This window comes from Propionibacterium cyclohexanicum (genome assembly GCF_900111365.1).
Taxonomy (GTDB): domain Bacteria; phylum Actinomycetota; class Actinomycetes; order Propionibacteriales; family Propionibacteriaceae; genus Propionibacterium; species Propionibacterium cyclohexanicum.
The window spans coordinates 1-12,236 of record NZ_FOGZ01000039.1; the positions used below are offsets into that span (position 1 = coordinate 1).

General features: G+C 63.4%; 11 protein-coding genes and 1 CRISPR repeat array. All 11 genes read left to right on the top strand.

The window, feature by feature from the left end:
• Positions 1-101: 101 nt before the first annotated feature.
• Positions 102-1,411: direct repeats of the CRISPR family, unit length 28 nt; unit sequence GTCTTCCCCGCGAATGCGGGGGTGAGCC.
• A gap of 49 nt (positions 1,412-1,460) precedes the next feature.
• The 11 genes from BMX93_RS12240 to cas2e all read left to right on the top strand — a co-directional run bounded on the left by BMX93_RS12240 (position 1,461) and on the right by cas2e (position 12,105).
• Positions 1,461-1,760 (top strand): hypothetical protein, encoded by a 300-nt coding sequence (locus BMX93_RS12240; RefSeq protein WP_091971496.1) that lies wholly within the window; start codon positions 1,461-1,463, stop codon positions 1,758-1,760.
• 557 nt (positions 1,761-2,317) lie between these two features.
• Entirely contained in the window at positions 2,318-2,650 is a 333-nt protein-coding gene (locus BMX93_RS12245; protein WP_143052916.1) for a helix-turn-helix domain-containing protein, read from the top strand.
• Positions 2,647-3,168 carry a DDE-type integrase/transposase/recombinase gene (locus tag BMX93_RS12250; protein WP_091971502.1) on the top strand — a complete coding sequence of 174 codons (522 nt, stop codon included), beginning with the start codon at positions 2,647-2,649 and terminating at the stop codon, positions 3,166-3,168. The genes BMX93_RS12245 and BMX93_RS12250 overlap by 4 nt, the downstream gene beginning before the upstream one ends.
• A gap of 56 nt (positions 3,169-3,224) precedes the next feature.
• Entirely contained in the window at positions 3,225-6,005 is a 2,781-nt protein-coding gene (locus BMX93_RS12255) for a CRISPR-associated helicase/endonuclease Cas3 (RefSeq protein WP_091971505.1), read from the top strand.
• Positions 6,002-7,639, top strand: a complete 1,638-nt coding sequence (gene casA / locus BMX93_RS12260) for a type I-E CRISPR-associated protein Cse1/CasA (RefSeq protein WP_091971509.1) — start codon at positions 6,002-6,004, stop codon at positions 7,637-7,639. Before BMX93_RS12255 ends, casA begins: the two co-directional genes overlap by 4 nt.
• A 10-nt stretch (positions 7,640-7,649) precedes the next feature.
• Positions 7,650-8,255 carry a type I-E CRISPR-associated protein Cse2/CasB gene (gene casB / locus BMX93_RS12265; RefSeq protein WP_091971513.1) on the top strand — a complete coding sequence of 202 codons (606 nt, stop codon included), beginning with the start codon at positions 7,650-7,652 and terminating at the stop codon, positions 8,253-8,255.
• 28 nt (positions 8,256-8,283) lie between these two features.
• Positions 8,284-9,411, top strand: coding sequence for a type I-E CRISPR-associated protein Cas7/Cse4/CasC (cas7e, locus tag BMX93_RS12270; RefSeq protein ID WP_091971515.1), 1,128 nt, complete (start codon positions 8,284-8,286; stop codon positions 9,409-9,411).
• Positions 9,408-10,115, top strand: a complete 708-nt coding sequence (gene cas5e / locus BMX93_RS12275; RefSeq protein WP_091971518.1) for a type I-E CRISPR-associated protein Cas5/CasD — start codon at positions 9,408-9,410, stop codon at positions 10,113-10,115. The genes cas7e and cas5e overlap by 4 nt, the downstream gene beginning before the upstream one ends.
• The gene (gene cas6e, locus BMX93_RS12280; protein WP_091971521.1) at positions 10,116-10,796 is read left to right on the top strand and encodes a type I-E CRISPR-associated protein Cas6/Cse3/CasE; all 681 of its coding nucleotides are present in this window, start codon (positions 10,116-10,118) and stop codon (positions 10,794-10,796) included. It abuts the gene before it with no gap.
• 17 nt (positions 10,797-10,813) lie between these two features.
• Entirely contained in the window at positions 10,814-11,767 is a 954-nt protein-coding gene (gene cas1e, locus BMX93_RS12285) for a type I-E CRISPR-associated endonuclease Cas1e (protein ID WP_091971523.1), read from the top strand.
• Entirely contained in the window at positions 11,761-12,105 is a 345-nt protein-coding gene (gene cas2e, locus BMX93_RS12290; protein WP_091971526.1) for a type I-E CRISPR-associated endoribonuclease Cas2e, read from the top strand. The genes cas1e and cas2e overlap by 7 nt, the downstream gene beginning before the upstream one ends.
• Positions 12,106-12,236: the final 131 nt, after the last annotated feature.

A 12,236-nucleotide genomic window follows, 5' to 3' on the forward strand; every position in this document is an offset into this window, starting at 1 on the left:
ATCCTCGGAAGGCCTCGGCCACTATCCGGGCACCGACGCGCCGCGCCCTCCCACCACGGCTGCTGCGTCGCCTACACCCTCATCTGGGAAGAGCCCCGAGAGTCTTCCCCGCGAATGCGGGGGTGAGCCTTTTCCCGGTGATGACCGGATTCCGTGGTGCGGGTCTTCCCCGCGAATGCGGGGGTGAGCCGGGTGATGGTTTGCCCGGCCTCGATGTGGTCGGGTCTTCCCCGCGAATGCGGGGGTGAGCCGAGTCCCAGAAGACAGAAACAGCAAAGTACTCCGTCTTCCCCGCGAATGCGGGGGTGAGCCCTCCTACCGGGGTGACAATATCTGGCAGGATATGTCTTCCCCGCGAATGCGGGGGTGAGCCCTATCCGAAGCAATCGAAGCAGACCGAAACCACGTCTTCCCCGCGAATGCGGGGGTGAGCCTGATATGAGACGAGGCAGAAAAATGCTGGCAAGGTCTTCCCCGCGAATGCGGGGGTGAGCCCGCGAGCGGCTCGCACACGGCGCTTGTTCGGATAGTCTTCCCCGCGAATGCGGGGGTGAGCCGTGTCCCACACGAGCCCCCGAGCGCCGATCTGGGTCTTCCCCGCGAATGCGGGGGTGAGCCGTCATGCGTCTGCGCGCTGGCCTCGATGTCGCGGTCTTCCCCGCGAATGCGGGGGTGAGCCCCGCCGAAGCCCGTGTAGTGGCTCGGATGGTAAGTCTTCCCCGCGAATGCGGGGGTGAGCCCAACCAGCTGGTCAACATCACTCGCCACTGCCAGTCTTCCCCGCGAATGCGGGGGTGAGCCCCTGTACGACCCGGTCGCGGCCGCATGGTGGATGTCTTCCCCGCGAATGCGGGGGTGAGCCCCCCGTCGGAGAAGACAAAGCACCGGACATGCTGTCTTCCCCGCGAATGCGGGGGTGAGCCCCGCGGTGCACGCCCCGCACCGTCACCACCCTGGTCTTCCCCGCGAATGCGGGGGTGAGCCCGCTCGTCATCGCCCCACCTCTGGGGTGATCGTGTCTTCCCCGCGAATGCGGGGGTGAGCCCCTCTACGCCCGCCTCAACGACGCCCGCATAAGGTCTTCCCCGCGAATGCGGGGGTGAGCCCATGACGCGAGATAATCCCGCTCCCGCTCCCGCGTCTTCCCCGCGAATGCGGGGGTGAGCCGGAGTGGCTGCAATACATCGTCGCGGCCCGCCCGTCTTCCCCGCGAATGCGGGGGTGAGCCCGCTGCTCGCGTGCTGGTCAGCCGGGTTCGGCAGTCTTCCCCGCGAATGCGGGGGTGAGCCCCGATGGAATCGAGGAGGCGTTTGAGGGCCAGCGTCTTCCCCGCGAATGCGCGGGTGAGCCCGCCGACACCGCCGTGAACTACTGGGAGCACCGGTCTTCCCCGCGAACGCGGGGGTGAGCCCGGCCCCATCCGGGGCGCCTACGATCATCTCGCATGGGAAGGATCAGGAATGAGTACCAGTTGGAACGTCACCGTGGGGATCGGGGAAGTCGACCCCGAGGCCTTCGACCTTGACCGGTTCGCCGAGTGGAGTGGTGTCCTCGCTGCCGCCCCACAGGGGGGTGCGCAGGTCGTGTTGACAATCCCCGCCGAGGGGCTGCGCCAGGCGGTGGCCACGGGGATGGCGATCGTTGAGGCCTGCGGGCACACCCCGACAGCGGTGGACGCGCTCACCACGGGCGCATTCGACCACCGCTCGGCAGCGGCTGCTCCGGACAGGGAACAGTCTTCCCCGCGAATGCGGGGGTGAGCCGGCATCAAGGCCAGGGGCGGTGAGCTCCCCGACCTCCGACGTCGTTCCCGCGAATGCGGGGTGAGCCCTGCGCCCACTCACCAACCCGGGACCGCCCAGCGTCTTCCCCGCGAATGCGGGGTGAGCCCTGCGCTGTGCCTACTTCTCTCCGTCGGCTATCGTCGGTTCGTGCCAGCAGAGCATGAGCCTTGGCGTGCCATCGGATCCGCGCCGGGCACCTCCCGCCCATGCGGGGTGAGCCACTTGGCTGTGCGCGTTGTACGCCAGGATGAAATCCCTCCCCGACTCTTCGGGGGTTGTCATGGTGGCGCCTCTGCTAGATCCGCTGGGGCTTGGGTTCCCGCGCGCCCCGGGGTGCACGGGAACCCAAGCCCCATGAGCGGCACCGAGGCTTGTTCTTGTCGAATCATCATGAATGAACCTTGGTTGTTCCCGTTGACATCCAGCCACCGGAGTGCTTTGCTGGTTCTGTCCGTTAGGGCGGAGCAGGCCACTCCAGGCAGGTAGACATGGCGATTGGAGCCTGACCCGATCTCCCGGGCACCTTGAGTGAGGTGACGATCGTCTCGGAAGGAGTTCATGAGATGCCTGCTGCTCACCCACCAGAGTTGCGGCGTCGTGCCCTCGATCTGGTCAGACAGGGCAACCCAGTCGCCAAGACCGCCCGCGATCTCGGTATCAGTCAGTCGTGCCTGCGGAACTGGATGAATCACGACCCGATCAATGCCGCCCGCAAGTCCGGCGTTACGACCGACGAGCACAAAAAACTGGTCGAACTCCGCTTCCGGAACTGCGTGCTGGAGTTGAAGATCGATATTCTGGCATGTCGCACCTTCGCAAGCGATGGAGTTGGAAGCCGGACACCGCGACGCACGAGGATCTCGTGAAGCGGCAGTTCCGAGCCTCGGAGCCGAACCGACTCTGGTTCGGGAAGATCACCCAGCACCGCGCGCGAGACGGCTGGGAGTACTGCGCCGCCGACGCTTTCTCTCGTCAAATTGTCGGCCGGTCGATCCCGGACCGGATCACTGTCGAGATCATCGTAGACGCGCTCGACATGGGCCCGCTGGCGACGCCGCCCCGCACCCGGAACAGTCGTCCATGCGACAAAGGAGCTCGATACACCTCATGGCTCTTCGGGCACCGACTTCACCAGGCCGGGCTCCTCGGCTCGATGGGCTGCCTTGCCTCGTCCGTCGACAACGCCCTTATCGAGTCGTTCTGGTCGACCATGCAACGCGAACTACCCGATGACTCAAACTGGACATCGGCGGGCGAACTGACATCGGCAATGGCCGAGTGGACTGAAGGATTCTACAATCCAACCCCGCAAGACACCGCCCACGGTAACCTCAGTCCCGTCAATTCCGAACGACTCCATACCCCCGCTGCGGAAGCGGCATGATCAACAAATAGAAACCATCCGAAAAACCGGGTCAGGCCGGCACGAGGAGGAGCAAGGTGCGCAACGATTGGTCGCAGGCCGCTTCGGCTTGCTGGGGCAAGACTAATCCCGGTACTGGCCGCTCGTTATCACTGCCCCAGCATCTCGAGGACTCGGCCGGCGTCATCAAGCAGCTGTGGAGCAAGCAGCCAGACAACATTCGTTCTCTCTTCATCCAGTGTTTCGACACGGAAGAGGCTGCCGTCGCATTCCTGACCTTTTGCGCAGGCGTTCACGATCTCGGAAAGGCGTCCACCCACTTCGCTTTCAAGGCCGAGCTGGTGGGAATGGGGCATCTGTGCGGACGCATGGCCACTCAGGGCCTCGTGGGACCGGCTCGGATCCCGCACCCACAGCCCCATGCAGTTCTGGGACAAGCCCATCTGAAGTCGTGGCTGAAACGACGATTCCACGCGAAACCGCTACGCGCCAACCGACTCACTTGCATCATCGGCGGCCACCACGGAGACAACCCCACAGCATCCCAGATCGAGGACGCACAAGCAGTCCTCCAAGCAGAGCCTGGCCCATGGCACGAGGTTCGCGATGAGATTTGCGACCGCATGGCTGAACTCACTGGCGCCGATATGTACCTTCCACGCTGGGCTGACAAGGGCATCCCCATCACGATCCAGGTGCTCACCGAGGCCTTAGTGATCATGGCCGACTGGATCGCCAGCAACGAGAATCTCTTTCCCTACGGCGAGCCATCACCCACCGATCGCCGCGTGAGATCGGCCATGGCCCGCCTCCGGCTGCCTGGACCATGGTCGCCCCGAATCCCTTCCCAGGACGCCGATGCCCTCTTCCGAATGCGTTTCCCCGCTATCCCCGACGCGCATCCCAACGCAATCCAGTCCGCCATACTCGAGGCGGCACGCTCTATGACGGCTCCAGGTCTTCTTGCTCTCGAAGCGCCCATGGGAGAAGGAAAGACCGAAGCCGCCCAACTGGCAGCGGAGGTCCTGGCAGCACGCTTTGGGATGGGCGGAGTCTTCTTCGGATTGCCGACCATGGCGACATCGAATCCGATGTTCTCACGGGTGCGCGCCTGGCTGGACCAGGTTCCTGGGCAGGACACGGCGAGCATCAGCCTCGCGCACTCCAAAGCCGGGCTCAATGACGAGTACCAGGGCTTGATGCCGTGGAATCAGAGCGTGGAATTGTATGACGAATCGGCTGCCGAGGATGGCTCGCGCGCCCAGGCTTCAGCCCTGGTGCATTCGTGGTTCATGGGCCGCAAACGAGCCATTCTGGCCAACCATGTCGTAGGGACCATCGACCAAGCGCTGTTTGCCGGGCTCAAGGCGAAGCATGTCGTCCTTCGGCATCTGGGGCTCGCCAGCAAGGTGGTGATCATCGATGAGGTACATGCTGCCGATGAATACATGCGCACCTATCTGAAGCGTGTGCTGGAGTGGTTGGGCTGCTACCACACACCTGTCATTCTCATGTCCGCGACGCTTCCACCGGCCCAACGGCAGGAACTGGTCGCCGCATATACGGAGGGGTACACGGGCGGTGAACCGGCGGACGTCCCCGACACCGACAACGCGTACCCCCTTCTCACTCTTGCATCGTCGACAGTGGTGAGCGCCCCAGTCCCGACCCAGACAACCCCCACCCACGTGGACGTGGTGCCCCTCGACGATTCCCTCGAGACCTTGGTGAACACCGTGAGGCGCGAACTGATCAATGGCGGGTGCGCGGGGGTGATCCGCAACACCGTCGGTCGGGCGCAGGCGACTTTCGAACTGCTGCGGCAAGAGCTGGACTGCGAGGTGGTGCTCGTGCACTCACGCTTCCTTGCTCCGCATCGAGCAGCAAAGGAAGCGGAACTCATCGCCCGACTGGGGCGGGACAGCGCATGCCGGCCCGAACGGATCGTGGTCGTCGGAACCCAAGTGCTCGAGCAGTCATTGGACATTGACTTTGACCTGCTGATCACCGACATTGCCCCCGGCGACTTGGTCCTGCAACGAATCGGCAGATTGCACAGGCATCAACGGGTGCGCCCTCGCGGACTGGAAGTCGCCCGGTGCTATCTTGCTGGTGTGGACAACTGGAGTACCACACCACCAAAGCTTTCTCGAGGGAGTCGGGCGGTCTACGGCGATGACCCGCTGCTGCGCGCCGCAGCCGCGTTCATGGACGTCGTCGATACCGGAATCACCTTGCCATCCGATATTCCCCGTATCGTCTCCCGCTGCTACCGCAATCACCCCGAAGTCCCAGATTCTTGGCAGCCGACCGCAAACGCTGCGGCGCAACGGGCGGAGTCGCTGCGGATCGAATCCGTAAATCGGGCGGAGTCATTTCTCCTCAAGGATCCGGTCGACGACGGCAACCTCGACGGGTTGATCAATGCCGCCGCGTCCGATCCGGACGATCCCCACGGCTTCCGCCAGGTGCGGGACACCGAAGATTCCATCGACGTGATCGTCCTCATCAAAGGTGAGGACGGCGGCGTGCGGCTGCCCGATGGGATCGGCGATCACTCGTCCGAGCTGATGGAACTCGGTACTCCGAGCGCCGCATGGGCCCGAGCAGCTGCCTCGTGCACTGTGTCGCTCCCCCACTCGCTGTCGGGGCGCTGGATCGTCGATCGTGTCATCGACGATCTGGAATCTGCCCCTCTCGATCTCAGCGGCTGGCAGGCCTCACCGTGGCTAAGGGGTCAACTCGCGCTCGTCCTCGATGAGGACGGCCGCGCCTCGCTGGCTGGACATCCCATTCATTACACCACCGAACTAGGACTTGTCGTCGAACCATTAGGACGAACTGGAGCCGCAGCATGACCTCTCACTTCAACCTCATCAGCGAACCGTGGATCGTCGTGCGGAAACCTGACAATTCCGTTCGGGAAGTATCGATCCGAGACGCCTTTCACCATGCCCAGGACTACTCGGGACTGGGCGGAGAGATCCCAACCCAGATGGCTGCAATTCAGCGTTGCCTGCAAGCAATCGCGATGCGCGCCACTGCCGCTCGCCGCTCAGAAGACGAGGCAATTCTCCAGTGGGGCCAGTGGTGGGAGGAGCAGTCACTTCCGCTGGAGCAGATTGACGCCTATCTCGATCGGTACGCCGATCGCTTCGACCTGCTTGACCCGGAGAAGCCATTCATGCAGGTAGCCGATCTGCACACCTCGACGAACAAGACCTCGGGACTGGTCAAGCTGATCTCCGAAGTCCCATCCGGTGCCAAGTTCTTCACGACGCGTGACGGGAAGGGCATCCAGTCCCTGAGCCTCGCTGAGGCGGCCCGATGGCTCGTGCACGTTCACGCATTCGACGTGTCGGGGATCAAGTCCGGCGCTGTCGGGGACCCCAGAGTGGGCAATGGGAAGGGATATCCGATCGGCACCGGAATCACCGGGAACATGGGACTGGTCATCGTCGAAGGCAGTTCCCTGCTGCAAACCCTCCTCCTCAATCTCGTTGTGCCCACTGATCCTCGCGAGGACACGTCGATCTGGGAACGCGAACCACAGAACGCGAAGGAGGACGTCCGCCACCCGGTTCCCACTGGACCAGCTGATCTGTTCACCTGGCAGTCACGAAGGGTACGGCTGATCGAGCACGATGGGCACATTGTCGACGTCCTGCTCTGTAATGGTGACAAGACCCAGTGGAGCAGCCTGCTCCGTAAGGAGACGCAGACCGCTTGGCGCTACAGCACTCCACAATCGAAGAAGGCCGGCAAAGACATCTACATGCCCAGGACGCACCAGCCCGGAAGGGCGATCTGGCGCGGTCTGGAGCCACTGCTTATGAAGGCAACCGACGAGAGCTCGATCCGCCCAGATGTCCTGGAATGGCTCGCGAAGGCCCGTCAGAGCGAACTGCTATCCCCCACCCAGATGATCCGCATCCGCACCATCGGTATCGAATACGGGTCCAACAGCTCGATCATCGCCGCCACGGTCGACGATTCCCTGCCCACATCCATTGCCCTACTCGGGGAGGACGCACTGGCACGCCTCGCCATCGAGGCGGCGCAGACCGCCCAGGACGCCGCCATCTGCTTGGCGAATCTGGCCAGCGATCTGGCGTCGGCCGCAGGAACTGAGCCGGACGCGGATCGAGCGCACGCATGGGACGCCGCATTCTCGGCCATTGACCCGGTGTTCCGAGATTGGTTTGCCCACCTGTCCGCTGACACGCAGACCCACGAGGCGAAGACGGCCTGGCACCGGGCGGTCCGGGACACCATCAATCGAGAGGGCCTCCAGCTCTGCCGTGACGCAGGTGCCAGCGCCCTCACCGGAAGGGTGGTGCCCATTCCCAACACCGATCGCACGACGCTCATGGACACTGCCGAGGCATGGCGACGATTCACCCGGCACCTGATGAAGACAACACCCATCGCCGATGGAGACCAGAAACCCGGCAGTGTCCCCGCGTCGAGCGACATAGTGACTACCAAATGAAGGGACAGGCATGAGCGAAAGACCATGGTTGGCGGTGTCGCACGCCACGACGAGCACGATCATTCCTTTGCAAAGTGGGTATACGCGCCAGCCACGCGAATCAGCCGCGGTGCGAATCCTCGCCGCTCTGCGCCACGCGGACATCACTGCTCCGGGCGCCGACCCCGGCCTGTGGAATGTCACCATCGGGACGCTCCCGGAGAACCTGCAAGGACGCGGCAATGCCCCCGCTTCACCAGCGGAACGCGCAGTGCATGCAGCACTCGTCTTGTACGCGATCCATCAACAATCGCGTCCCGAGCCTATGCACCGCAGCGGAATCGGGCTCGGGCAGGCCGTCCGGAGTCTTTCCCAGAAGCGATCCGGCGGGCAGGACTGGGACCCGGGAACCCTGTCGCGCTTCCAGCACCTATGCCGTGCGCAGTCATCTGCCATCCGGCTCGACAACCTCCGGGGACTCGTCACGCTGCTGAGGAGTGAATCGGTCGGGCTGGACTATGGCCGGCTCGCTGCCGACCTGTGGAGCATCGAGTCCGGTCATTCCCGGGACACCGTGCTCTCTTGGGGACGGCAACTTCACCACATGGAACCTGCTGCACAGAACACTGAAAACTAACTGTCGGTATTCACCGAAGGAGCTCACAATGACCGCTTATTATCTCGATATTCACGTGCTGCAATCTGTTCCCCCGAGCAATGTCAATCGCGACGACACCGGCGCCCCCAAGACCGCCCTGTACGGAGGCATCCGCCGGGCGCGCGTGAGCAGCCAGGCCTGGAAGAAGGCGGTGCGCAAGTCCTTCAAGGACACGCTGCCTGCGCAGCAGCGGGGGTCCCGGACGCTACGGGTCGTCGAGCTCATCATGGAGCGCCTTGCGGAAGCACACCCCGAGATCCCCGAGAACGAGCGCCGGGAGCGGGCGCTCGCTGTAGTGAGTGCCCTGAAGCTGAAGGCGGAGAAGCCCCGGGCGAGAGAGGGCTCCGACAAGGACCCGATCGAGCAGACCCAATACCTGGTATTCTACTCACGTCAACAGATTGCCCGGCTTGCAGAACTGGCGGCTACCAGTACGGACAAGGTGTCGCCTCGTGAGGCCAAGAAGGCCGCGAACAGTGATCACGGTATCGAGGTGGCTCTGTTCGGACGCATGGTTGCCGACTCCAAGGATCTCAACGTGGACTCGGCAGTCCAGGTGGCGCATGCGATCAGCACCCATGCAGTGGAGACGGAGTCCGACTACTTCACCGCGGTCGACGATTACAAGCTTCCCGAAGACGACGCCGGAGCCGGGATGATCGGGAATATCGAGTTCAATTCCTCGACACTGTACCGATTCGCCACCGTCGACCTGTCCGAGCTCGAACACAATCTCGGCGACAAGCAGCTCACTGCGCAGGCGGCAGCCGCATTTGCCCGCGGTTTCATCATGTCAATGCCAACAGGGAAACAGAACACATTCGCGAACAACACTTTCCCCGATGCCGTGGCCGTGCAGCTCCGGGCCGGCCGTTCGGCGAGCTTCGTAGGCGCCTTCGAGGAGCCGGTCACCGCAGACGGCACTGGATTCGTGCGGGGTTCCTGTGAGGCGCTGGCGGACTATGCCGGGCACAGCGAGAAGGCCTTTCTCGGTACACCGGTCGCCTCCTTCACAGCGCACGTCGGAGAACGCACCAAGGCGATTGAGTCCATGGGAACCTCGCTTCCACTGGACGAACTGTTGACCCAGATGCGTGATGCCGTCTCCCAGGTTCTCGACAAGGGCGCAGCGTGAGCGTTTTACTGCTGCGACTGGCGGGCCCATTGCAGTCGTGGGGGGCCGACAGCAGGTTCCAGATCCGCAGCACTCGCCGTGAGCCCACGAAGAGCGGGGTGCTTGGTCTCCTCGCCGCAGCCGAAGGGCGCCGTCGTACGGAAACGATCGAGGACCTGCTCTCCTTGCGATTCGGCGTGCGAACCGATCAGCCTGGCACCGTCGTCCGTGACTTCCAGACAGCACACGATTGGGCCCATCTCGACACCAGCGGCGATGCCCAGGCCATGCCACTGTCGAACAGGTTCTACCTGTCGGACGCGGTATTCGTCGCCGGCGTCGAGGGAGATCGCAGCCTCCTAGAGGGACTCGACGCGGCTATTCGAAGCCCAGAATTCCCGCTCTACCTGGGACGCCGCTCCTGCCCAGCTGAGGGGCAGATCAGCCTTGGACTTCGGCACGCCGATCTCAAGTCGGCGCTGCGGGCGGAGCCCTGGCATGCGAGTCCATGGCATCGACGGCGCCGGCCCACATCGGTCCAGTTGCCAATCGTCCTCGACGCGGCCCCCGGGCAGCTCGGCGACACGATCCGAGATGTGCCGCTGAGCTTCGACCCCTCGCGGCGCGCGTATGGCTGGCGGACGGTGGCCACGGATCGCCTGGCGATGGCGAATCCGGATGGCGATGACGCGCCTGACTGGTTTGCAGCCCTAGGAGGTCACTGAATGTTCCTCACCCAGTTCGATATCAACACGGGGCGCCGATCAGCCCAGCGTCTTATCGGTTCGGCAGAACGCATTCATGCTGCCGTGCTGGGGTGCTTCCCCCCAGGGCAGTATTCAGCCGATGACGCTCGGACACTGTGGCGATTGGATCGTGGGCCGAGCAATCACCAGACAAGCCTCATGATCGTCAGCCCATTGCGGCCCGACCTCACCGCGCTCAACGAGCAGGCGGGCTGGGATACCGGAAGTGCCGGCCGCAGCGCGGACTACGGCGCATTCCTCGCCGGACTGTCGGCGGGGCGAGTGTGGCGATTCCGGCTCACCGCAAATCCTACAGTCAGCTTGAAGCGCCCCGGGCAGGGGGGACAACGCGGGAAACGCCATGCCCATGTCACTGCTGGCCAGCAGCTGGAATGGTTGCTCAAGCGCGCTGCGCGGTATGGATTCACTATCCCGCTCGATGATGACGGACAGGCACGTGCCCAGGTTACGGGTCGCGATGTATTGCGATTCCGGCGTGGCCCCGGGGCCACTGGCCGTATTGTCACGGTGGCCACAGCAACCTATGACGGCGTTCTCGAGGTCAACGACCCGAATCTGCTGAGAGCAGTACTGACCAATGGCATCGGTCCGGCCAAGGGATATGGCTGCGGTCTCCTGACACTGGCACCTCCCCACTGACCACGAAGGGAGATTCGATGCCGAAACCCATCCCGGGTGCGCGCCCCGTTGAGGTCCAGGAATTGGCGCGCGCCCAGGACCGGTTGAGTTTCGTCTATCTGGAACGGTGTCTGGTGCACCGCGAGTCCAATGCGATCACAGCCACCGACGAGAGGGGAATAATCCACATTCCTGCAGCAATTATTGGTGCTCTGCTGTTGGGACCCGGTACGAATGTGTCACATCAGGCAATGATGCTTCTCGCCGACAGCGGCGCCACCACTGTGTGGGTCGGTGAGAAGGGTGTTCGGTACTACGCGCATGGAAGGCCACTTGCCCGCGGTACCAGGCTCCTCGACCTTCAGGCGGCCTCGGTATCCAGCCGTGCCGAGCGTCTGGAGGTGGCGCGGCGAATGTACGAGATCCGGTTTCCCGACGATGTGACCGCGGGCTTGACCATGCAGCAGCTTCGAGGTCATGAGGGTGCCAGGGTCCGTCAGGTATATCGCGACGCCGCCACGAAATACGGTGTCAAATGGGACAGGCGAAGCTACAAGCCCCAAGACTATGAGGCATCGGACGATGCAAATCAGGCTCTCACGGCAGCGACGGCCTGTCTGTACGGTCTAGTTCAGGCAGTAACGGTTGCGTTGGGGCTGTCACCGGGTCTGGGTTTCGTGCACGTCGGGCACGACCGCTCCTTCGTGTACGACATTGCGGATCTCTACAAGACGGAGATTGCAGTACCGGTCGCGTTCGAAGTGATCTCTCGAGCCGGGGTGGAGGACATCTCCGCGGAGACTCGGCGCGCAATGCGGGACAAGATGTTCGAGGCGAAGCTGCTCACCCGATGTGTCCGCGACATCTACCGGGTGTTGGGAGCCGACGGCGGTGATGACGAAACCTACGGGTGGGACGTGCTGGAGCTGTGGGATGACAAGCTCGGCACCGTCGAGGCGGGAAAGTCATGGGGCGAGGCGCCGCCATGGTAGTCATCGTCCTCACTGCTTGCCCTGCCGGATTGCGAGGGCATCTGACCAGATGGCTCCTGGAAATCAGCCCAGGAGTGTTCATCGGCCATCTTCCGGCACGAATCCGCGATCTCCTGTGGTCACGCGTCGAGGAGATGTGCAAGGACGGCCGCGCGATTCTCATTTACTCCACGAAAAGTGAGCAGCGGCTGGCCTTCAAAGTGCATCGGCACGATTGGGACGTTGTTGATCTCGATGGTCTCCAGCTCATGCGCCGGCCGGCCGATCAGGCACCGACAAATCCGATGCGCCACGGCTGGAGCGCAGCCTCCCATCGGAGGCGGGCCAAGCGCAGCTGAACCCTCCACCTCCTCGCCATCGCCTCAGTGCCGTTAACGGGCTCATCCCAATCGAGGGTGTAGTTGGGGTCTGAATCCGCCTGTCTCGAGCAGGCTTCTGGCGATGTAGTTGGTGAGGTTGCGGAAGCCCA